This is a genomic window from Francisella orientalis FNO12 (genome assembly GCF_001042525.2).
Classification (GTDB): Bacteria; Pseudomonadota; Gammaproteobacteria; order Francisellales; family Francisellaceae; genus Francisella; species Francisella orientalis.
The window spans coordinates 1,816,580-1,837,514 of record NZ_CP011921.2 but is presented as its reverse complement, the minus strand read 5'-3'; the positions used below and the strand labels follow the sequence as shown (position 1 = coordinate 1,837,514).

Genomic DNA, 20,935 nt, shown 5'->3' with positions numbered 1-20,935 from the left:
CGTACTAAAGCGAGGCCCTCAATGAGTACAGCTAGTATATGGATATAGATAGTAGCGATTTTGTGGGTTAAAAATACCATCTAAGCACAAATTACAAATAGCTGTATTGGCTGGAATTTTGGTAGCAGAGCTGCCTTGTAGAGTTTCTAGAATTTTAAAATCGGTAAATTTAGTTTCAGTTTGGTAAATAGTCTTTTGGATAGTTTCTATACTAGCTAGTGGCGGTAGTTTTGCCTGCATATTAGTTACAAAACTATCTGCAACAGATCTATCACATTGTAGTATTATTTCAACACCATTAGGAGTGTTTTGCACCGAGCCATACAAATCCATATCTTTGGCAAGGCAATAGATAAAAGGGCGGAATCCAACCCCTTGAACTATGCCATTGACGAGAATTTTTGTTATGACCTGTTGCATTTTTTCCTCTTGTAGTGACAGCACAGCGTGCTGTCTTATCACATTTATGGTAAATAACTGACAGATCATTGATCTGTCACTACATAAAAATTGTTAGTTATGCGTTTTAAAACTACCCCGTCAGTCTGCGACAGCCACCCTTTCGTACCAAAGGGGAAGTAAAATTATGAGTTTTTATAATTCTCAATATACTCTAAGACAATCTCATGATGATCTTTCGTTTTAAACTTATCGAAGACATGATTGATCTTGCCATCTTTGTCGATAAAGAAACTAATTCTATGAATACCATCATATACCTTATCCATAAACTTTTTCTCACCCCAGACACCAAATTGCTCAGCAACTTTGTGATCTTCATCACTTAGAAGTTGTACTGTTAGATTGTCTCTTTCTTCAAATTTTTTGAGGCGTTTTGGTGCATCTGGACTAATACCAAGAACCACAGTATCAAGCTTAGCTAATTTGTCACTAATGCTACTTAGACCTATAGATTGAGTAGTACAACCTGGAGTCATCGCTTTTGGGTAGAAGTAAATTAAGACATTCTTTTTACCTTTAAAATCACTTAATGACACTTCTTCATTATTTTGATTTTCTAATTTAAAGTTTGGAGCTAATTGTCCTTGTTCTAGTATTTTCATTGATTTTTCCTATTTCCTTTTTAAACTTAGGTATTCATATCTTATATTCTAAGTTATTTCTGAGTATTTATAATCTTATATATGGTTTCCTCTAATTTTTTATGTTCATTTATAAAATCTTTTTGTAATTTATATATTTCGTTATAAGATTTATTATTGTTTATGATATTTGGATTCCCATCAATAAAGTTTAATGCAATATATTTACTTATGGATTCTAAGATTGCTTTTTCTAGTTTTACAGCATCTCCTTCGTGACCATGATGATGGTGGTGATGATTACTATCCGTTCCACATCCGCAAGTTGTACACATAATTTACTCCTTAATTAAAAACTATAGATTCTACTAGCATATCTTTACCTTTGAGAATATCTTTCTCAAAATTGCCACAATGTGGGCATTGCTCATATAGTCTGGTTAATTCAAATTCATGCTCACAAGCTTTGCATTTTGCTATAGCTTATTCATGTATTATTTCTAGCTTTGCTTGTTCTAAGACACTATCTTTTGCGGCTACTGGGAACTAAAACTCAAAAGATTCAACATCCACACCAGCTAAATTACCGATTTTGACAACTACTTTAGATACTTTTTTTAGAGTTATTCTCAGCGGCTTTCTTAGCGATATTTATGACACTTTGACATAATGAAAACTCGTGTACTAGGACAAATCCAAAACTACATGACCATGGTTATATTATACCAAAATATAAGCTGTAAGTATCTGCTGACTTAAGGATGATTAATTTTTGTTGAATTATAAATTATACTATTTTGGTATAGTTTAGATGTCTTGAGTTAAGCTTTCGCAGTAGCTCTTCTCTCGATCAAAGAGTTTATAATCATCGCTATCAGGGTAATTATGGCACCAGCTGTTAGTATATATGCCGAAGCTAGATTATTATTTGAGAATTTGATAGTACTAATTACAATCATCGGTGTCAGACCACCAAAGACAGCAAATCCTAGATTATATGCAAAACCTATGCCTGTATAGCAAACATCTTGCTTAAACAAATCAATCAACATCGCAGGTATATTGCCCCAGCAAAGAGCTACCAAAATAGCACTAAGGATTATTGCGATAAAATAGAAATTTTGATGTGACGTATAAGTAGTATAAATTACAAAACTAAAAGCACAGGTAGCTAATATACTAACAAACAAAATCAAATTTCTACTAACTTTATCAGTAAATAGACTAACAGCGCCTCAAAGGATAGAAATAATAATCACACCAAGACTGTTAATCCATGTAAAGTTATCTAAGTGAAGATTTAGAATGGCACTAAAATATGCCGGTAGTAATAAAAATAATGTCACAAAACAAAGACCTCCAAATGACACAATGATTGTTGAATAGATCAAGTTCCAGCGATGAGTTAGAAGCATCTTTGTAATCGGTAGAGAAAACTCTTCATTCACAAAAGGGTCAAACTCTTTGATATCAATAAGCTGACGTCTAAGATAGTATGCAGCAAGCCCCAACAGACCACCTAATATAAAAGGTATACGCCAACCGTATGCTAGCATATCTTGACTTGCGAAGAGCTCTAATAGCAAACTTTCAACTATAAATCCTATAGCAACACCAAGTATCAAGAATCAAGAATCCAAAAATCACCGCAGTCATAAAGCCACGCTTCTCAGGAACAGCCTCACCAACATAAGTAATAGCACCAGGTATCTCACCACCAACAGATATTCCTTGAGCTATTCTGCAAAGTACTAACAATATAGGTGCCATAATCCCAATACTACTATAAGTAGGCAATATACCAATCAAAAATATTGATAAAGCCATAATCAAAATAGAGATTGTAAAAGTCTTTTTTCTGCCATATTTATCACCAAAATGACCAAAGATAATACCCCGAAAGGTCTAGCAAGATAGCCAACAGCATAAGCACTAAATGCGATTAATAAAAATGTAATTGCTGACTGAATAGGAAAGAAAAGCGTAGAAATATAGTTAGCAAGTAGAGCGTAGATAATAAAATCATAAAACTCAAGCATACCGCCTAAACTTGAGAGTAATAGTGCTTTACGTTTATTTTTTTGTAACTATATTGTTTTTCGGTATTAAGAAATAATTATTTAGTTGCTTAGTATATAACGTTTCTAATCTGATTTCATTTAGGTTGATAGTAACTTCTTTATAAAATATAGATCTTTCTAAAATGCTCTATGTAGCTAAATCAAAGACTTGAAGAAAAGTAGGTAGAAAAATAGTTAAGATATATTTCTGTTTAAGAGTTAACTTTTAAAATTTTAACTTGGAAAGAAAGTAGCTGATTTGGTCCAATAGCAGCATTACCACTAGTGCCATAAGCTGTGTCTGGAGCACAGTATACTATAGCTTTTTCGCCAACTTTCATTTGAGGAATAGCATCTTGCCAACACTTAACTACGCCTGATAGTGGGAAAGTAGCAGGTGTGCCTCTATCGTATGAGCTGTCGAACTGGTCACCAATTAGATTACCTTCTTGGATAGTTTTTATAGCAGCTTCTTTATCATCTGCATAAGCTTGAGTAGGAGTAGTTCCTCTGTAGTTAACAGTTACTGAATCACTTTTAGTAGGTTGAGCACCGTCTCCTTGTTTTAGAACTTGGATATATACACCCTTGCTACCACCGACCTCTTTGATACCGTCAACTTTAGCAATAGCTTGTTGGAAGTCATTAGCTAGTTTAAGATTGTTTTTAGCTGCCTCAATCTGAGCTTTTTGCATTTTTTCCATCATTTCCTTTTGGAATGCTTGCGTGATTTGCTGAGCCTTAGCTTCAGTTATTTCAGACTTTTGACCAGCAAGAGCACTTTGCAGACCTTTGTCGAAGTTTGCTTGGTCAATAGTTATTTTTCCTTTGCTTAGTTGCTCACCTACGCCTCTACCTATCAGGTAGCTGACTTTGCCCATATCTACGCCATTTGACTCAGCTTTTGCACTATTTGCCGTAGTAGTTGGTGCATCAGCAGCAAATACAGCTGTTGATAAAAGTATAGATGAGATAGCAATTGTTAGTTTTTTCACTTTTATTCCTTTGATTTGTATTATCAGTTGAGATTTTAAAGTATTGTTAAACAAATTTGAATATGATTGGTATTGTTAGTTACTATTTCATTCTAGCTAAGATATTATCTTTTACTATTAATTGATGGTGTAGAGCGGCAACTATATGTAGTACTACTAGCACTAATAAAACTGATGCAAAGATATAATGATAACTAAAAATTTTGCTACCTAACTCAAAGTTTGGAGTCACGATTTCTGGAAAAGGTATCACAAAGAATATCTTCCATGGATAACCCATTAGCATCGAGCCAACCACTCCCGAAAAAACCATGCCAAATGCTGAAATATATAAACCAAGATGTACAATTTTAGCTATGATTAACTGTAATAATGGTAGTAGTGGGTTATATGGCGGTTTGATACTAAAAAATTTAGCAACAACCAAAAGAGGTATCACAAAGAAAGTGACTAAACCAAAAGACTTATGCAAGGTCATAATCCATTTTGAATCAAATAAACCATAAGCATAACCGAAACCCAAAATAAGTTGAGCTATTATCAAAAAAGCTAATAAGCGATGTAGAACCCTAACAGGTAAACTGTATTTCATAATCATAGATAAGTTAATAGAGTATTTTTTGATTGTATAGTATTTACAAACTTTTGAGAAATATTTTAATCTGGAGTATGCCAAATTTTTCTAAATTCTTTGATAATTTGATCATGACGTAATAGAAAATCTGCAGTAGCGTATTTTTCATCGTATTTCTGGGTTTTAATAACTCTTTTATCTTCATTGAGAATGATATTTATTGGTGATACTAAATACTATATCTGCGATAGGTTTGATGATTTTACCAGTCAAAAACTTACGGTAGTTTACTAAATATAGCTTAATTTGATGCTCATTAATAGGTACAAAATAAACACAAATTTTAAGTTTATCAGCATTATTAAGTAACCAAAAGTTAGGAAAGATGTACTTTAGCATTAAGCGTTGATTTTTTAGTGCTTCTATATATTCATCACTTATATTTAGCTTTATATCTTGGGGGATTTTGTATCCTCTGCCGATAGATCTCTTATGCACAGTAGCTAAGTGAGTATAATCAAGTTGGTTCTCGATACAGTGGCGGATATTGTTGTTCCATGTGTCCGTCAAAAGAGAGTACTTACCAGCAAAATCATTATATAGGTTTTGTGCAAATTCAAAAGTGTAGCAATTATCTAGTTCTTCATCAAAAACATTTATCCAAATCATGTCAGCGACAATTTTTGTTGGATAGCTTTTTACTTGTAGTTTTGGGATAGAGTACCTTGAGTTTCTGGTGTGTATATACAGTTGCCTTGTGCGTCAAATCTAAAACCATGAAAAGGACAAGTTATAGTGCTATCACATACTTTGCCTAAACTTAATTCTGCACTACGATGAGAGCAGCGATTTTCCATAGCTATTATTTTCTCATCATCTTTCCATAAAACAAGATTTTTATCGAGTCATTCTAGTTTGATAGGTTTAGATTTGATTTCTTTGATATGAGCTATAGCGTACTAAGCTTTGGGAAGATTATTTATCATAGAGTACAAAAATTAGTTTTTGCATGAGTAGAATTATACCTCAAGCTATTAGATAATTAATACTATTGAAATCTTTTAGATACTATAACTATGAGTGCAAACCAAAATAATCAAGAGATAGTCGGAGGATTAACTCTCTTTGCTGCAGCTTTTGTTGCAATATTTATAAATAATTCACCATTATCTATCTACTATGGAATGCTCGAGACAATCAATGTCAAACTAGGAATTGAAAACCTTGTTATTGACAAAAATTTGATGCATTGGATTAATGATGGTTTGATGGCTATGTACTTTTTATATATCGGTTTAGAAATCAAAAGAGAGATAATTTCAGGAGCATTATCAAAGCCTTCTAATATTATAATACCGGCTATAGCAGCTCTTGCAGGATTAGCAGTTCCAAGTTTGATATATTTATCAATTAACTATGATGCTAATATCACAGGTTGGGCAATACCTTCTACAACAGATATAGCATTTACCTTAGGTATATTAGCTCTACTTAGTTCAAGAATCCCAGCAAAGCTAAAGCTACTGGTTGTTACAATCGCTATTTTTGATGATATAGCTGCAATAGTAATTATTGCGATATTTTATACCAAGTCGCTATCATTACTTTCTCTATCTTTAGGGACTCTTTTTATATTGGCAATGATTATTTGTAATAGGGTATTTAAAGTTAATAGAAGTTCTGTATATGTAGTTCTTGGTTTTTTTGCTTGGTTTTGTACGATTAAGTCTGGAGTTCATGCAACTTTGGCTGGTTTCACAACAGCTCTGTGTATTCCATTTAGAGAGAATGACAAAGATTCTCCAGCTAATTTTATGGAAGAGTCTCTTCATCCTTGGGTTATCTATTTTATATTACCTGTATTTGCATTTGCCAATGCTGGTATCAATTTTTCAGGGATGAGTATTTCTATAATATTTGAGCCAATTACATTAGGTATTATATTGGGACTATTTGTTGGTAAGCAGTTATGTATTTTTTCAATATTAGCGATTTCAAAGAAGCTAAAATTATTTAAGCTAGGAGAATCTTTTTCGAGTTCTCAGATATATGGTATAAGCCTTTTATGTGGTATAGGTTTTACCATGAGTTTATTTATTGGAACCCTTGCTTTTGATGATAACTATACCCTTAATGCAATCAAAGTAGGTGTGATAGTAGGTTCTTTACTCTCAGGAATTTGTGGTTATATAGTTCTAAGGTTTATAGCTAGAAACCCTCACTGATCTAACTGTATAAGTATTTTTAATATATAATGAAATTATGATGATTCAACTTCAACTCTAGTTGATTAAATGTTTGAAAGAGACTCACAACAAAATCAATCTACAGAATTCTGCTTAATGAGTTGGAACTCATACAAAATTGACTATAAAGATACAGAAACATTCAAAGCCTATATCAGGTATACATATTTTAATCACAATATTGATATCTTTTGTCTACAAGAAGCAGTACACCAGCATGATACTAAATTTCCTATAGACAAATTTGATATAAACTTTGCTTCTAACATTGTGTTGCGCTCACATAACTATGGGGTAGCTACAGTTAGTCATTTCCCAGTGATAAAAAATGTCAAAATACTTACAACTCATCGAGAGTCTGTAATAAACACCCACAAAGCTTCTTTGATTACACATTTAAATATAGAGGGCACAAAAGTTGTTGTCGTGAATATCCATGCAATCAATTTCAAAAGCAATAAAGTTTATGAATATGAATTTGAGAAAATAAAAGAATATATCTCTCCAGAGAAGTATAAACATCCTATTATAATTGCAGGTGATTTTAACACTTGGAATAGAAGACGAGTTAAATTAATCAAAGATTTCTGTAGAGAATTTAGTTTTAAAGTAGCTTTTATAGATGAGCCTCAATTAGTCAAATCCTTTCAGAGCAATCATTTAGATTTTGTATTATATAGAGGTCTAAATCTTGAAAAAGCATCTGCTTTAGATTGCAAAAAAATATCAGATCATAATCCGATTATTGCAGAATTTTGTATCAAATAGATATTTGATTAGCCACCATAAGACTTAGTTTTATCGTTGATGATGTCATAACAAAGATCAGTTAACTCAGCGACAGAGTAATCTTTTGGATCAATAGGTTTTCCAAAAGACATTCTAGCGATACCAGGCTTCACAAAGTCACCTTTTTTGCGACCAAAATATACTCCAAAGTTATGAGCAACAGGTATTATTGGAACATTTGATACTTTGGCTAATTTCATTGCAGAACGATGAAGCTTAGGATATTCACCGACAGGAACTCTTGTACCTTCTGGGAATATTATAATACTTAAGTTTTTGTTTTCTATTCTATCTTTGCCATCTTCTAAAACTTTTTTGATTGCAGAAAGACCTTTTGATCTATCTACACCAATAGCCTCAGCAAATATATTTGTTTTACCGAATATTGGCTTTTTTAGTAATTCTTGTTTCATTACAAAACAGCAATCATGCACAAGACCATAAAATACAAAAGTCTCCAACATTGATTGGTGCTTAGAAACATAAATGCAAGGATAGTCAGGGATATTTTCTTTACCCTCAACTTTTACATATATTTGCAATATAACCAAAGTTCCTAGACGATACAAACAAGACCATATCCAACAGACAAATAGCCTAACTTTTAATGATGCTCCTAATACTCCAACAGTATTCATCAGCAAACAAGAAAACAGTAGAACTATATATCCATAGACTTTGAAGACTTGCATTCTTGCTAGTAATAGTAGATGAAGAAATTTTTTCATCTGATTGACCTCTTATTTAACCTTTAAACTCTTTTGTTTTTTCCGTTATTACCTTATGACAGTAAGTAGTTAGAGTCTTCGAGTCAAAATCCCTAGGATCTATGCGTTTACCAAAATCCATTCTAGCAATACCAGGTTTAATAACTTGTCCCCACTTTTTAGGGAAAAATCTACCAAAGCTATGAGCAACAGGAATAATATAAGTATTCGCATCAGCTGCTAGTTTCATTGCAGAGCGTCGGAACTCTGGATATTCACCAATATTAACTCGCGTACCTTCTGGGAAAATTACAACATTGATTCCATCTACTAGACTTTGTTTACCATCTGTAACAACTTTTTTAAATGACTCTCTTGGCTTATCTCTATCTATAGCTATACTGCCTAAATTCTTCATTGCTGTACCGAAGATTGGAGCATCAAAAAGTTCTTTTTTCATAATAAAATGACATTTACCAATTAAACCATAAAACATAAAAGTCTCTAGCATTGATTGGTGTTTAGATACATATATACAAGGATAATCTTTGTCGATGTTAATACGACCACTTACACAAATATACACTTGTAAGAAAACAAGCATCCCTATCCAATAAAGATAAGTCCAAACTTTACAGACAGCCATTCTCCAAGCAATAGGAAGATTAAAAAAAGCGAATATATTTATAAGGATACTACAACCACCAATAACAGCAAATGAGTAGAGTTGGAAAGCAGTCATCCTAGCCCACATTAGAATATTCCAAATCTTTTTAAAAAAAGATTTCATTTAAAGACTCTCCATAAATTTTTAGTAGTTTTATTTAACTATCAGTTTGTACAAAAGCTTAAAATTATTAGCGTCATTATACACTTTTTACAAATAGCTGCCGACAAAAATAAGCTTATGAAGAAAATAAAATAAGATTCTTAGATAAATATAAAAGATTATTTTTCTAAATATTTTAACTTATCTGGAACAGATGCCCAGTTATCAGCATCTTCACAAGGATCGCATTTTTCGACGATATTTGGCCAAATACTAGCCAACTCTCTGTTAAGATCAAGCATTTGCTCTTGGCTCTCTGTAAGATCTTCGCTAGATTTGATAGCATCAACAGGACACTCGGGCTCACAAAGAGCGCAGTCGATACATTCATCTGGGTTTATTACTAACATGTTAGGACCTTCATAGAAACAGTCAACAGGACATACTTCTACACAGTCACCATATTTACATTTGATACAATTTTCAGTAACTACAAATGGCATTTTACTAAATCCTTTCGTTATTTTACTTTTTTAAAAGAAACCCACAAATTATAGCATAGATATGAAAAAGGTAAATATTAATCTATTTTGTCGATTATATGGCACAAAGCCTACATTTTTCATACATCTATTACAGAAAATAAAAGAGCTAAAATTAGAAATATCTATTAACAAGTGATACTATTAGCATAGTATTTATAATAATGTCTTGGTTAAAAATGAAAGCTGAACTTGACCCAAGAAAATTAATCGCTGCGACGACAATATCTGTAGCTGTTTTGTTTTTTGTAACATATCTGGTATCTATTACAGATGGAAACAATACCTTATGTAATCCATTTATTTCTGGTTGTTCTGATATTACGCATGCTGGATTTACATCGTATGAGAAGTATATGCTCAAAGCTATACTAATACCTGCTGCTACACTTATGGCAGTGATTTTCTTTTTTATCACGCAGTTGCTTGTTCAAATAAGTGATAATAAAAAATCAATAATTAAGCAAGGTAAAGTTATGCTTTTCTTAGCATCTGTTGGTTGTATTGGCTTAATAGTTGGGACTTCAGTAATTGATGGTCAGCAGACTCTTATGAAAGTTCACCTAAAGGGTGTTGCTGTGTTCTTTGTGCTAATGAGTATTTGTCAGGTTTGGTATACAATTATCGAATATAAGTATTCAGATCGACTTAACAAAGTACCACTTATTTTGCGTAGATTTGCCATTTTCATAACAGCAGCTTTTTCGATATGGTCAGTATTTATGGATCAGACAACAGTTAATCATAATATTGTCGAATGGTGGGGTGTTTATGCTCTTATTTTCTGGTTTTGGACATTTTCTATTACTAAAATTAAGTAGCCATTTTACTACACAATTTTTGTCTTTTTATTTGTGATTCTCTAAACTTATTACTATCGTATCGCTAAATTAGCTTATATCTTTTATGTCTATAGCATCGTTGTTTAGTAACTCTATCCTTAATCAATATATAAATGATAATTCAGTAAAACTAGATAAAACTGCACAGGAGCTCTTTGATAAAGCAGCAAATGATGAGTTAAGTCATATGCTTAGTTCACCTAATCAGTTATAGCTTATTAGTCTCTTTATCAAAATGATTAATGCAAAAAATGTCTTAGGAATCGGTGTTTTAGAGGTTTTTCAACATTGATTATGGTTCAAGTATTACCCGCTGAAGGTAAACTAGAGGCCTGTGATATTAGTTATGAATATATCAAGCCATACAAACACTTTTGGCAAGAAGCAAACGTTGAGCATAAAATTAATCTTAATATTGCTCCTGCTTTAAAAACTTTAGAAAGGTTTGAGAAGCAAGCTAAGAAGTTTGACTTTGTATATATAGATGCTGATAAACCAAGTTATATTAACTACTATGAAAAAGCTTTAAATCTGATAAATTCAGGTGGCGTTATCGCAATAGATAATGTGCTTTGGTCAGGTAGAGTTGCAGATGAGTATAACAATGAGCAAAACACCTTGGTTATAAGAGAGTTAAATAAATTAATTCATAATGATAATAGGGTGGAGAGTTGTATTATCCCTATAGGAGATGGTATCAATCTAGTTAGGAAGCTTTGATTTTTATGCTAGATAGATTTTGCTTAGGGCTTTTTTAGAAGCATCTAAAGCTTGTTGTGTTGATTGACCCTTAGTTAAAATTACTCCCATACGGCGTTTACCATGAATTTCTTTTTTACCAAAAATTCTAATATCTATACTTGAATCAGTTAGAGCTTCATCAATGCCTAATATGCTTGGATCTGTAGACTCTCCTTCAAGTAATATAGCGGCAGATGCTGATGGTTGAAGAGTTTGTATTTTCGGTATCGGTAACCCTAATATTGCACGCAGATGTAATTCAAACTCATTAATGTTTTGTGATATAAGTGTTACCATGCCTGTATCGTGAGGGCGAGGAGAGACTTCATTAAAAAATACTTCATCACCCTTTATAAATAATTCAACACCAAAAACACCATATCCTCCTAGAGCATCTGTGATCTCTTTAGCGATCTTTTGAGATTTCGCTAAAGCTATATCCGACATTGCATGAGGTTGCCAAGAGAACCTATAGTCACCATCTTTTTGTATATGTCCGACAGGATCACAAAATGAAGTACCATCTTTATGTCTAACAGTTAGAAGAGTAATTTCATAATCAAAATCTATAAATTGCTCTACAATTACACCTTTAGTATGACCTCTAGAGCCACTTTGAGCATAATCCCAAGCTTTTTGAATTACGCCATGTTCTTTGACTATAGATTGTCCTTTGCCTGATGAGCTCATTACTGGCTTAATTACAAATGGTAGTCCAATAATCTCAACAGCATCAAGATACTCTTTTTGACTATTAGCAAAAGCAAATTTAGATGTTGCTAGACTAAGTTCATTAGCTGCTAGAGATCTTATACCTTGGCGATCCATAGTGAGCTTTGTAGCTTTGGCACATGGGACAATATTGAAGTTATGAGCCTCTAACTTTACTAAGCTATCAGTATTTATAGCTTCAATTTCAGGAACTATATAAGTTGGTTTTTTTGCCAATATTAGTTCTTGAAGAGTATCAGCATTTAGCATATCTATAACATAGCTCTCATGAGCTACTTGCATTGCTGGAGCATTTTCATAACGATCTACAGCTATAGTGTGTATACCTAGTCTTTGAGCTGCCATGATAAATTCTTTGCCAAGCTCACCTGAGCCAAGTAGCATGATTTTGATGTTAGAAAGATCCATATTGATAAATATATTGTGAGAATTATTCTTAGAAGATATTTTATCAGAAAGAAGAAGGTTAAATTAAGGTTTTATGATAGTTTAGTGATTACTTTATATTGTAAACTTCTTTCATTGCATGAGCAAAACTGTAAGAATCTTTACCTGTATTCATATCACCTCTATTACTTGCGCCACCAAACTTATCTTGTTCTGCTTGCTATACAAAAGCACCAATGTTTTGATGTTCTTTAGCAAATTTTGTAGCAGATACTATCGGAGCATCTGAACCATTTGTTTCAGATCCCCATCCAATTACAGGATAGTTATTAGCCCATTCACCACTAGCAAGATCATAACTCATTACAAATTTTGTCTTAGGATTTTTGCCTGCAGTAAGCAATCTAGTTACTATATCATGAGCTGTATTTGGATTCATTTTTGCTGAGTTATAGTTTTGAACAAATATTGAATCAAAACACTCATGACCACCGCAGGCATCTGCCTTAAGCATACTATCAAACTTTTTATTACCACTTACATCCCAGTATAGATCATTACCATCTGTTTGAGGAGCAGCTGTTATAAAAAATCCTCTAGGGAACTTATCAGCTTGTTTATTTGTAGCTTCTCTAATTGCTGTAATTAATTTAGTTATTTTAGGATATGTTTGCACACCATCAACCAAAACAACATCTGCATCTGATATTCCTGTACTAGCACCTTCTAAATCAAAATCAACACCATTTATATGATTTTCAGCAGCAAAAGCTACCGTCTTTGCAGCTATTGTATTTATAGATTGATCTGATGAAAGATCTGGTGCCCATGTATTCTCATGAGTGATACCACCAAATGACATAATAACTAAAGGAGCATCTTTTTTGGTATAGTCATAATCCCAAGTATATCCACTTGCGCATATTGTAGCATCGTCGAACATACCAACACTTGTATTTATGACTTTACCAAAGGCTAATAGAGCAATGTTATAACCATTTTCTCCCATATTATCTATCGAAGTTATTTTATGATTCCAGTCTGCACCCCAAGAAGCTGTGTATCCGCCAATGACTTTTTCAGGCCAAGCACCAGCTATTTCATAGCTTTCAGGTTTTATAGTAAATTCACCTTTTGAAGGAATAGTTGTTGTATTTGAACCACTATCCAAATTTATAGAATCACCGTACTTGTCACCATTAGAAGATATTCTTTCTGCTGTTACAGTTTTGCTAGGAGAAGCATCTTCAGGGAATTTAACATTGAAACTAATATTAGCAGGTTTAACATCTTCTGCTTGGAAGCGTATATTTAGGTTTATCTCTGTAGTTTCTTCATTAACTACTACGGGGTTGGGTGTAATAGTTTTAGCAACATAGTTCTTTGAACCATCAGAGCTTAAAACACTACTAACTGAAACATCATAAGAACCTTTAGCCACTGTTATAGGTGTTGGGTTATTAGGGTTTATAGTGTATGTTTGAGAACCAATTTTAACATCAACTTTATCTACAATTTCAGGTAATCCTGTAGTTTTGATATTTACTTGAGCTTGTACTACAGCTTCACATAGTACTCAAGCTGAACTATCAGCAGGAGAAGCACTAGTCTAGTAATCATTTAGAAGTTGATATATAGAACCATCAAATTTAAAAAAGCACTTTTACTATAACCACCCCAGAAGCCACCTTGACCATTAGGGATAAAGTCTTTAACATCTGTAGGGATGTGTCACACTTGCCAGGTACTGGAGCTAGTTGCTTTGTATATGTTAAATTTATAGAGCTAGAATCTTTTGTCATAGCAAAAGAGTTTGGAGAAATAGAACCATTAGTTGTACTAATAGCGTAATGGATAGTTTGATTATCTGAGTACGGTAATGTTACCTGATTATTTGTGACAGTATAAGATTTACCATTCGCTGAGAATTCAATTTTTTCATCAGCAGGTAAACTATCTCCAGATAGTTTTACAGAGATTGTTTTTTCTGTTGTAGGTTCTGGAGATGGTCCTGGGTTTTCACATCCTTCTGTCCAAGCCTGTTGCCAAGCAGTATCTGTGCCTGGTGCATAAGCCCAAGCAGCTGAAGAAGAGCACCATCCCGGGATATCACATACATAGCAAGATTATAGTATATAAGCTATTAGGAAATAGTAAATTATCAGAAAATAACAAGTACTTGTTATTTTTTACCAACTAAGAAGAAAATTTAAAGAAATATACAAAAGAATTTATTTACTTAGAAAAAACTATATTGTGGTCACTATCTACATCAACAACTATCTTATCTTCTGCCTTAAATTCACCATCAAGCAGTTTAAGTGCTAGAGGATTTTCTAAGTTGCTTTGGATAGCTCTTTTAAGTGGTCTAGCACCAAATACAGGATCAAAACCAGCATCAGCTAATTTATCCATAGCTTTAGCTGTTACTTCTAAACCTATATTTAGATCTTTTAGACGTTTTTCTAAGCGTTTAATTTGTATCTTAGCTATTTCAGTTATCATCTCTTTGTTTAGAGGTTCAAATACAATAGCATCATCAACCCTATTTACAAACTCAGGTCTGAAGTGGCTAAGTACCATTTCCATTACAGCATCTTTGACTGTGTTATAGTCTTGACCTTGCATTTCTTGGATTCTATGCGAACCAAGGTTAGAAGTCATAACTATTACAGTATTTTTAAAGTCAACTGTTCTACCTTGACCATCAGTTAGTCGCCCATCATCTAATACTTGCAGCAAGATGTTAAATACATCTGCGTGAGCTTTTTCAACTTCATCAAGTAGGATTACAGAATAAGGTTTTCTTCTAACATGCTCAGTTAAATAACCACCTTGCTCATAACCAACATATCCTGGAGGAGCTCCGATTAGTTTAGCTACAGAATGTTTCTCCATAAACTCAGACATATCTACTCTAAGCATTGCATCTTCATCATCAAATAAGAATTCTGCTAATGCTTTTGTAAGCTCAGTTTTACCTACACCTGTTGGACCTAAGAACATAAATGAACCTATAGGTCTATTTGGATCTGATAATCCAGAGCGAGATCTTCTCACAGCATTAGATACAGCTTTTATTGCTTGATCTTGACCAATTACTCTTTTATGTAGGAAGCTTTCCATATTTAGAAGTTTATCTTTCTCTCCTTCCATCATCTTAGATACAGGTATTCCAGTAGCTTTAGAAACTACATCAGCAATTTCATTTTCTGTAACAGATGTTCTTACAAGTTTATTCTCAGAAGGTTCTGCCTCAGTATTTTCAATTTGTTTAATTTGAGCTTCAAGTTCTGGTATTTTACCGTATTGTAGCTCAGCCATTTTGCTCAAATCACCAGCTCTTTGGTATTTCTCCAGCTCAAACTTAGCTTTCTCAAGCTCTTCTTTTAGCTTGCTTGTACCTTGCATCTTAAGCTTCTCTGCTTTCCAAAGCTCCTCAAAACCTTGATATTCAGATTCTAAGCCTTTGATTTCAGTTTCTAATATCTCTAAACGCTTCTTAGTAGCCTCATCTTTTTCTTTTTTTAGCTGCTCACGTTGCATTTTTAGTTGGATAATTCTACGGTACAAGCTCTCCATTTTTTCAGGTTTAGAGTCTATTTCCATACGAATTTGACTAGCTGCTTCATCTACTAAATCAATAGCTTTGTCAGGTAGTTGTCTATCTGTAATATATCTATGTGATAAAGTAGCAGCGCTCACAATAGCAGAGTCTGTAATATTCACACCATGATGTAGTTCATATCTTTCTTTTAGACCTCTAAGGATAGCAATAGTATCTTCAACAGTTGGTTCATCAACTAGCACCTTTTGGAATCTTCTTTCAAGTGCAGGATCTTTTTCAACATACTCACGATATTCATCTAGAGTCGTTGCACCTACACATTTTAGTTCACCACGAGCCAAAGCTGGTTTAAGCATATTGCCAGCATCCATAGATCCTTCTGCTTTACCTGCTCCAACCATAGTATGTAACTCATCTATAAATAGAATTATATTTCCTTCCTGTTTTGAGAGTTCTTTTAAAACAGATTTTAGACGTTCTTCAAAATCTCCTCTAAATTTAGCACCAGCTAATAATGCACCCATATCTAAAGATAATACTTTTTTGCCTTTGACACCTTCTGGTACTTCATCATTAACTATTCGTTGAGCTAAGCCTTCTACAATAGCAGTTTTACCAACACCAGGCTCACCTATAAGCACAGGATTGTTCTTAGTTCTTCTTTGTAGTACTTGTATAGTTCTACGAATTTCACTATCTCTACCAATAATAGGATCAATCTTTCCTTTTCTTGCTAGATCTGTTAGATCTACTGTGTATTTGTCTAATGCACCTTTCATATTTTCTTGATTTTGACTACTCACTTTTTCCCCTCCACGATAATCATTGACTGCTTTTGTAAGTTTTTCTTTTGTTATACCAAACTTGTTATACAGTCCTATTAAACTTTTGTCTTCTAAAGTAGCTAATAAGAAAACTTCACTTGAAACAAACTCATCGCCATTTTTATTAGTAAGCTCTTGTATCTTATGCAATGTAGGTATCAAATCTCTAGATGGCGCTACTTGAGGATTACCTTCTCCAGATAGTACCGCAACACTATCAACCATATCATTTACAGCTTTTATAAAGTTTTGTGTATTGATGCCACAAACACTTAATATTGCTATTACAACACTATCATTTTGCTCCAAAAGAGCTTTTAGCGTGTGTGCGGATGTAAACTCAGTAGCTTTTTGCTGAAAAGCATAAGATTGAGCTTCTGCTAATGCTTCCTGTAGTTTTATTGTAAATTTATTTATATCCATTATTTCCCCCTAAGAAACAGCATCTGTTATATATTTAAGGATACTTTGCTATTTTTCAAGTAATAAATTAAGCTTATTGGAAAAAAAATATAGATAAGTTTTAATGTGTTTTATATGGTGTTTTTAGTTTTACATTCTTCACGAATACTAAATAGTACTTGTAGCTTGCTATCAAGAGTTCTAAAATACAATCCTAAATATTCTATTAACTTATAAAATGAATATATTACAAAATACTTTTACTGGTTGGAGCAAAAGAGAGGTTAGCTGGCTAGTTAGCTGTATAATATTAACTGTTGTTGCGGCATCTATCAGTGGGAGTAGCGCATTTATACTAATATTCTCTGTTATTAGTATTACAAATTTGATATTAGCAGCTAAAGGAAAAGTTTTTAACTATATTTTAGGGCTTATAGCAGCAGTTATGTATGCTGTAATCTCATATCAAAACCAAGTTTATGGCCAATTACTTCTTGCCGTACTTTTTTTGTGTCCAATACAGTTTTATGGTTGGTATAACTGGACTAGACCCAAAAACACAACTAAAGAAAAACAAATTAAAATCAAAAAATTAACAAGAGTACAGTTTATAAGTATTTTGGTTTTTATAGCTGTGGTATCGACTATATATGGGTATTTTGTTTTACATTTATACTTTGGTCAAAATGTGGGGTTGGTCGCAGATGCTATTGTTGAAGTTACTTCAATTATAGCTTTTATACTTACAGTATTGTTATTTAAAGAGTTTTGGATACTGTGGTTAGCTGTAGATGTTTTGACAATTTCAATTTGGGTTGATGGAATTTTGGACTCAGCAATTACCATTGCGATTATTCCTGTGATTATTACAAAAATTGTAGCATTAATAAATGCTATCTATGGTTATGTAATTTGGAGGAAGAATTATAATTTACAGAAGCAAGCTGATCTTTAATTATCTTTAGTTGCGGCTTTCATTTCTTTAACAAAACATCCAAGCTCGCTAAGCATTTTTACTTTATTTGAGAGATTGTTTTGAATTATTTTCACTGTTGCAGAACCTGAAATTGCACCAGCAGCACCCGTTTTGATTGCTTGTTGTACTTGCTCTGGTTTAGAGATACCAAAACCTAAGATTGGCTTAGGTGCATTATACTCTCTGATTTTAGCTAATACATCTTCTACGGGCATATTTGCTGCAGTTTCTGCACCTGTTACACCAACTCTCGATAGTAAATACGTATAACCACTTCCAAGTTCAGACATTTGTTTAAGAGTAGTCTCATTAGCATCAGGTGGAGCGATAAATATCTGAGATATACCTACTCTTTTAGCAATATCGCGAAACTCTTTAGATTCATGAGCTGGTACATCAGCTATAAGTATAGAATCAACACCTACAGCTAAACATTTTTGATAAAAATTCTCTATACCATTTGCATAAACTAAATTAGCATAAAGCAATAAGCCTATGGGAATATGCGGGTATTTTACTCTTATTTTTGTGAGGATATCAAAACAATCTTTAGGAGTTACGCCACTCTCTAGAGCACGAAGATTAGCTCCTTGAATTGTTGGGCCATCTGCCAATGGATCTGAAAATGGTGAGGTCCTGCCGCAGTGCCTAATAGATAGTGAGCTTTGTTATAGTTTGCAGACCAATCTCTTAGAGCTTCATTACAAGCATCTTTAAGTGTTGCTGAACCACTATGTACAGGTATGACTTTAGCACCCATTAATCTCATTCTAAAAACATTAGGACTTTGACGTTCAACATCTTTAGCACCCATGTATACTCTACACTTTAGATCAAGTAAAGCACACGCTAAAGCCGTTGCAACTCCATGTTGACCAGCTCCTGTTTCTGCAATTATCTCATTTTTACCCATTCTCTTGGCAAGTAGCGCTTGACCAAGTACTTGATTGGTTTTGTGAGCACCGCAGTGGAGCAGATCTTCGCGTTTTAGATATAATTTAGTTTTTGTGTTTTTGACTATATTTCTAGTTTTTGTCAAAGCAGTTGGGTGACCTGCATTACTCTTGTAAAAGTTCTTTAAACTCTTATTTAAAACCCTCATCAGACTGTGCTTTTATAAATTCTTGCTCTAGTTGATCGAGAGCTGGAACGAGTACTTTGTGGTACAAATTGACCTCCATACTCACCAAAATAAGCATTTGGTTTTGATATTTAAATACTAATAATTAGATTTTAATGCTTATATTATCGCTAATATTTGTTGCAAAGGCTAGAGTAGAAAGATACTGATATCAATATTATTTTAAATTGTAAATTTTAGAAAACTTATCATCCAAATAATCAATGTAGTATTTAGCGTTTAGATACTCCCCACACATATCATAGATAATTTCATCAGTAGGTTTTAGACTACCAAACTGATGTATATGCTTAGTTAAGAGGCTAAGTATTAGTTCTAGTTTATTTTCTCTAATAGTATTATTTACATCAAAATCTTTATTCATATAATAAAAAATCTGTGAAGCATATACACTGCCAAGAGCATAAGTTGGGAAATAGCCAAACAATCCAGCAGGTCAGTGAACATCTTGTAATATTCCATCAGAGAAATTATTCGGACTAATGCCCAAGTATTTTTGATATTTATCATTCCATAGCTTTGGTAACTCTCTAACATCGATATCTTTCTCAAAAATTTCTTTTTCTATCTCAAATCGTACTAATATATGTAGAGAATATGTTAATTCATCTGCTTCTACACGGATTAGGCTAGGGCTAACTTTGTTAATAGCTTTATAGAATACTTCTTCATTAGCGCTAGCCAAGTTTTCAGCAAATAAGCTTTGTAATTCACTAAAGTTACTATCCCAAAATGCTTTATTTTTACCGACTAAGTTTTCATAAAATCGTGATTGTGATTCGTGTACTCCTAAGTTAACACCAGTGCCTAGTATAGTATCATAGATATTATCACCAATATTTTGCTCATACATGGCATGGCCAGTTTCATGAATAGTACCAAATAATGAAGATGTAAAAAGATCTTTAATATAACGTGTTGTCATTCTGACATCATATTTATTGAAATTTAGAGTAAATGGGCGAGCACTTTCTTTTAGAATACCACTATCAAAGTTAAATCCTAATTGCTTAGCTATTTTCTGAGAATACTCTTTTTGCTTATCGATATTATATGCTTTATTAATACAGCTAGTATCAACTTGATCAGCATCTTTTATTTTTTATAGAAGAGGTACTATTCTTTCTTTTAGACTGTCAAAGAAAGGTTCTAATTTTGCAACAGTCATACCTTCTTCATAATCATCAAGAAGCACATCATAGGGATGCTCATTATAACCAAATCTTTTTATATATTTTTTTGATACTTTATAATCTCTTCTAGATATGGAGCAAATACTTCAAAGTCATTATCTTTACGAGCTTTTGTCCAAATATTTTGAGCTTGTGATAGTAGTTTGTTGTATGCAACATATTCGTTTTTTGGTATTTTGCTTAGTTTATCTTTTTGCTTTGTTGTTAGATATACAATTCTTTTATCAGTTGTATCAAGTTTGGATAAATTATTATTTAAATATTTTAAACTGCTAGTTATTTCTTCACTATTAGTTATTTCATAGATTTTTTCACTGAAAAAACCAATAACTTCAGATGTGGTATTGATTGAATTTTTAGGAGCTTGTGTTTCTAAGTCCTAGTGCATTAGAGAAATGGCATGA

17 protein-coding genes and 6 pseudogenes are annotated in these 20,935 nt (G+C 33.0%); 6 read left to right on the top strand and 17 right to left on the bottom strand.

The features are described from left to right. Nucleotides 1-18: 18 nt before the first annotated feature. The 8 genes and pseudogenes from FNO12_RS11385 to FNO12_RS09320 all read right to left on the bottom strand — a co-directional run bounded on the left by FNO12_RS11385 (nt 19) and on the right by FNO12_RS09320 (nt 5,625). Entirely contained in the window at nt 19-420 is a 402-nt protein-coding gene (locus FNO12_RS11385) for an acylphosphatase (protein WP_231138644.1), read from the bottom strand. Between the two features lie 164 nt (nt 421-584). Beyond that, nucleotides 585-1,064, bottom strand: a complete 480-nt coding sequence (gene bcp, locus FNO12_RS09350) for a thioredoxin-dependent thiol peroxidase (RefSeq protein ID WP_014715678.1) — start codon at nt 1,062-1,064, stop codon at nt 585-587. 53 nt (nt 1,065-1,117) lie between these two features. Next, nucleotides 1,118-1,378, bottom strand: coding sequence for a hypothetical protein (locus FNO12_RS11380; protein WP_014715677.1), 261 nt, complete (start codon nt 1,376-1,378; stop codon nt 1,118-1,120). Nucleotides 1,379-1,388: 10 nt separating this feature from the next. Continuing rightward, on the bottom strand, nt 1,389-1,523 hold the full coding sequence (locus tag FNO12_RS11375) for a hydrogenase/urease maturation nickel metallochaperone HypA (protein ID WP_231138689.1): 135 nt from the start codon (nt 1,521-1,523) through the stop codon (nt 1,389-1,391). Nucleotides 1,524-1,864: 341 nt separating this feature from the next. Beyond that, nucleotides 1,865-3,082 (bottom strand): annotated as a pseudogene (locus FNO12_RS11660) (MFS transporter). Nucleotides 3,083-3,315: 233 nt separating this feature from the next. Further along, entirely contained in the window at nt 3,316-4,098 is a 783-nt protein-coding gene (locus tag FNO12_RS09330) for an FKBP-type peptidyl-prolyl cis-trans isomerase (protein WP_014715675.1), read from the bottom strand. A gap of 82 nt (nt 4,099-4,180) precedes the next feature. Beyond that, a complete protein-coding gene (locus tag FNO12_RS09325) occupies nt 4,181-4,696 on the bottom strand; it encodes a cytochrome b (protein WP_014715674.1) in 516 nt (171 codons plus the stop codon). 59 nt (nt 4,697-4,755) lie between these two features. Then, nucleotides 4,756-5,625 (bottom strand): annotated as a pseudogene (locus tag FNO12_RS09320) (Rieske 2Fe-2S domain-containing protein). Between the two features lie 123 nt (nt 5,626-5,748). Here FNO12_RS09320 and nhaA point away from each other — a divergent pair. Together nhaA and FNO12_RS09310 are read left to right on the top strand one after the other, a co-directional pair. Then, nucleotides 5,749-6,897 carry a Na+/H+ antiporter NhaA gene (gene nhaA / locus FNO12_RS09315; RefSeq protein WP_014715671.1) on the top strand — a complete coding sequence of 383 codons (1,149 nt, stop codon included), beginning with the start codon at nt 5,749-5,751 and terminating at the stop codon, nt 6,895-6,897. A 69-nt stretch (nt 6,898-6,966) separates the two neighbouring features. Continuing rightward, on the top strand, nt 6,967-7,686 hold the full coding sequence (locus FNO12_RS09310; RefSeq protein ID WP_014715670.1) for an endonuclease/exonuclease/phosphatase family protein: 720 nt from the start codon (nt 6,967-6,969) through the stop codon (nt 7,684-7,686). An 8-nt stretch (nt 7,687-7,694) separates the two neighbouring features. On the opposite strand, the gene FNO12_RS09305 is transcribed toward FNO12_RS09310, so the two are convergent. The 3 genes from FNO12_RS09305 to fdxA all read right to left on the bottom strand — a co-directional run bounded on the left by FNO12_RS09305 (nt 7,695) and on the right by fdxA (nt 9,686). Beyond that, nucleotides 7,695-8,435: a lysophospholipid acyltransferase family protein gene (locus FNO12_RS09305; protein WP_014715669.1), complete on the bottom strand. Its 741-nt coding sequence runs from the start codon at nt 8,433-8,435 to the stop codon at nt 7,695-7,697. Nucleotides 8,436-8,451: 16 nt separating this feature from the next. Continuing rightward, complete coding sequence (locus FNO12_RS09300; protein ID WP_014715668.1) at nt 8,452-9,204, bottom strand: lysophospholipid acyltransferase family protein; 753 nt, start codon at nt 9,202-9,204, stop codon at nt 8,452-8,454. Between the two features lie 158 nt (nt 9,205-9,362). Continuing rightward, nucleotides 9,363-9,686, bottom strand: coding sequence for a ferredoxin FdxA (gene fdxA / locus FNO12_RS09295; protein WP_014715667.1), 324 nt, complete (start codon nt 9,684-9,686; stop codon nt 9,363-9,365). 218 nt (nt 9,687-9,904) lie between these two features. On the opposite strand from fdxA, the gene FNO12_RS09290 reads away from it, so the two are divergent. The 3 genes from FNO12_RS09290 to FNO12_RS11345 all read left to right on the top strand — a co-directional run bounded on the left by FNO12_RS09290 (nt 9,905) and on the right by FNO12_RS11345 (nt 11,287). Then, nucleotides 9,905-10,546 carry a Frag1/DRAM/Sfk1 family protein gene (locus tag FNO12_RS09290; RefSeq protein ID WP_014715666.1) on the top strand — a complete coding sequence of 214 codons (642 nt, stop codon included), beginning with the start codon at nt 9,905-9,907 and terminating at the stop codon, nt 10,544-10,546. An 85-nt stretch (nt 10,547-10,631) separates the two neighbouring features. Then, on the top strand, nt 10,632-10,781 hold the full coding sequence (locus tag FNO12_RS11350) for a hypothetical protein (RefSeq protein ID WP_014715665.1): 150 nt from the start codon (nt 10,632-10,634) through the stop codon (nt 10,779-10,781). An 80-nt stretch (nt 10,782-10,861) separates the two neighbouring features. Beyond that, nucleotides 10,862-11,287, top strand: a complete 426-nt coding sequence (locus tag FNO12_RS11345) for an O-methyltransferase (protein ID WP_231138687.1) — start codon at nt 10,862-10,864, stop codon at nt 11,285-11,287. A gap of 3 nt (nt 11,288-11,290) precedes the next feature. On the opposite strand, the gene purT is transcribed toward FNO12_RS11345, so the two are convergent. From purT to clpB, 3 genes and pseudogenes are all read right to left on the bottom strand, one after another. Beyond that, on the bottom strand, nt 11,291-12,448 hold the full coding sequence (gene purT, locus FNO12_RS09280) for a formate-dependent phosphoribosylglycinamide formyltransferase (RefSeq protein WP_014715664.1): 1,158 nt from the start codon (nt 12,446-12,448) through the stop codon (nt 11,291-11,293). 88 nt (nt 12,449-12,536) lie between these two features. Further along, a pseudogene (locus tag FNO12_RS11855) lies at nt 12,537-14,553 on the bottom strand (glycosyl hydrolase family 18 protein); the annotation flags it as partial. 109 nt (nt 14,554-14,662) lie between these two features. Beyond that, nucleotides 14,663-17,242 (bottom strand): ATP-dependent chaperone ClpB, encoded by a 2,580-nt coding sequence (gene clpB / locus FNO12_RS09270; RefSeq protein WP_014715663.1) that lies wholly within the window; start codon nt 17,240-17,242, stop codon nt 14,663-14,665. A gap of 217 nt (nt 17,243-17,459) precedes the next feature. Between clpB and pnuC the strand changes: the two genes are divergently transcribed. Then, nucleotides 17,460-18,176: a nicotinamide riboside transporter PnuC gene (pnuC, locus tag FNO12_RS09265; RefSeq protein WP_014715662.1), complete on the top strand. Its 717-nt coding sequence runs from the start codon at nt 17,460-17,462 to the stop codon at nt 18,174-18,176. Here pnuC and trpA read toward each other — a convergent pair. The 3 pseudogenes from trpA to FNO12_RS09250 form a co-directional block, all read right to left on the bottom strand. Then, nucleotides 18,173-18,826 (bottom strand): annotated as a pseudogene (trpA, locus tag FNO12_RS09260) (tryptophan synthase subunit alpha); the annotation flags it as partial. The gene pnuC and the pseudogene trpA overlap by 4 nt on opposite strands. Beyond that, nucleotides 18,778-19,409 (bottom strand): annotated as a pseudogene (locus FNO12_RS09255) (pyridoxal-phosphate dependent enzyme); the annotation flags it as partial. The pseudogenes trpA and FNO12_RS09255, both read right to left, overlap by 49 nt. 86 nt (nt 19,410-19,495) lie before the next feature. Then, nucleotides 19,496-20,880 (bottom strand): annotated as a pseudogene (locus tag FNO12_RS09250) (carboxypeptidase M32). Nucleotides 20,881-20,935: the final 55 nt, after the last annotated feature.

Excerpts from the sequence above, each read along its gene's own strand:
- FNO12_RS11385 (WP_231138644.1), bottom strand. The coding sequence starts at position 420 with ATGCAACAGGTCATAACAAAAATTCTCGTCAATGGCATAGTTCAAGGG.
- bcp (WP_014715678.1), bottom strand. The coding sequence starts at position 1,064 with ATGAAAATACTAGAACAAGGACAATTAGCTCCAAACTTTAAATTAGAA.
- FNO12_RS11380 (WP_014715677.1), bottom strand. The coding sequence starts at position 1,378 with ATGTGTACAACTTGCGGATGTGGAACGGATAGTAATCATCACCACCAT.
- FNO12_RS09325 (WP_014715674.1), bottom strand. The coding sequence starts at position 4,696 with ATGATTATGAAATACAGTTTACCTGTTAGGGTTCTACATCGCTTATTA.
- nhaA (WP_014715671.1), top strand. The coding sequence starts at position 5,749 with ATGAGTGCAAACCAAAATAATCAAGAGATAGTCGGAGGATTAACTCTC.
- FNO12_RS09310 (WP_014715670.1), top strand. The coding sequence starts at position 6,967 with ATGTTTGAAAGAGACTCACAACAAAATCAATCTACAGAATTCTGCTTA.
- FNO12_RS09305 (WP_014715669.1), bottom strand. The coding sequence starts at position 8,435 with ATGAAAAAATTTCTTCATCTACTATTACTAGCAAGAATGCAAGTCTTC.
- FNO12_RS09300 (WP_014715668.1), bottom strand. The coding sequence starts at position 9,204 with ATGAAATCTTTTTTTAAAAAGATTTGGAATATTCTAATGTGGGCTAGG.
- fdxA (WP_014715667.1), bottom strand. The coding sequence starts at position 9,686 with ATGCCATTTGTAGTTACTGAAAATTGTATCAAATGTAAATATGGTGAC.
- FNO12_RS09290 (WP_014715666.1), top strand. The coding sequence starts at position 9,905 with ATGAAAGCTGAACTTGACCCAAGAAAATTAATCGCTGCGACGACAATA.
- FNO12_RS11350 (WP_014715665.1), top strand. The coding sequence starts at position 10,632 with ATGTCTATAGCATCGTTGTTTAGTAACTCTATCCTTAATCAATATATA.
- FNO12_RS11345 (WP_231138687.1), top strand. The coding sequence starts at position 10,862 with ATGGTTCAAGTATTACCCGCTGAAGGTAAACTAGAGGCCTGTGATATT.
- purT (WP_014715664.1), bottom strand. The coding sequence starts at position 12,448 with ATGGATCTTTCTAACATCAAAATCATGCTACTTGGCTCAGGTGAGCTT.
- clpB (WP_014715663.1), bottom strand. The coding sequence starts at position 17,242 with ATGGATATAAATAAATTTACAATAAAACTACAGGAAGCATTAGCAGAA.
- pnuC (WP_014715662.1), top strand. The coding sequence starts at position 17,460 with ATGAATATATTACAAAATACTTTTACTGGTTGGAGCAAAAGAGAGGTT.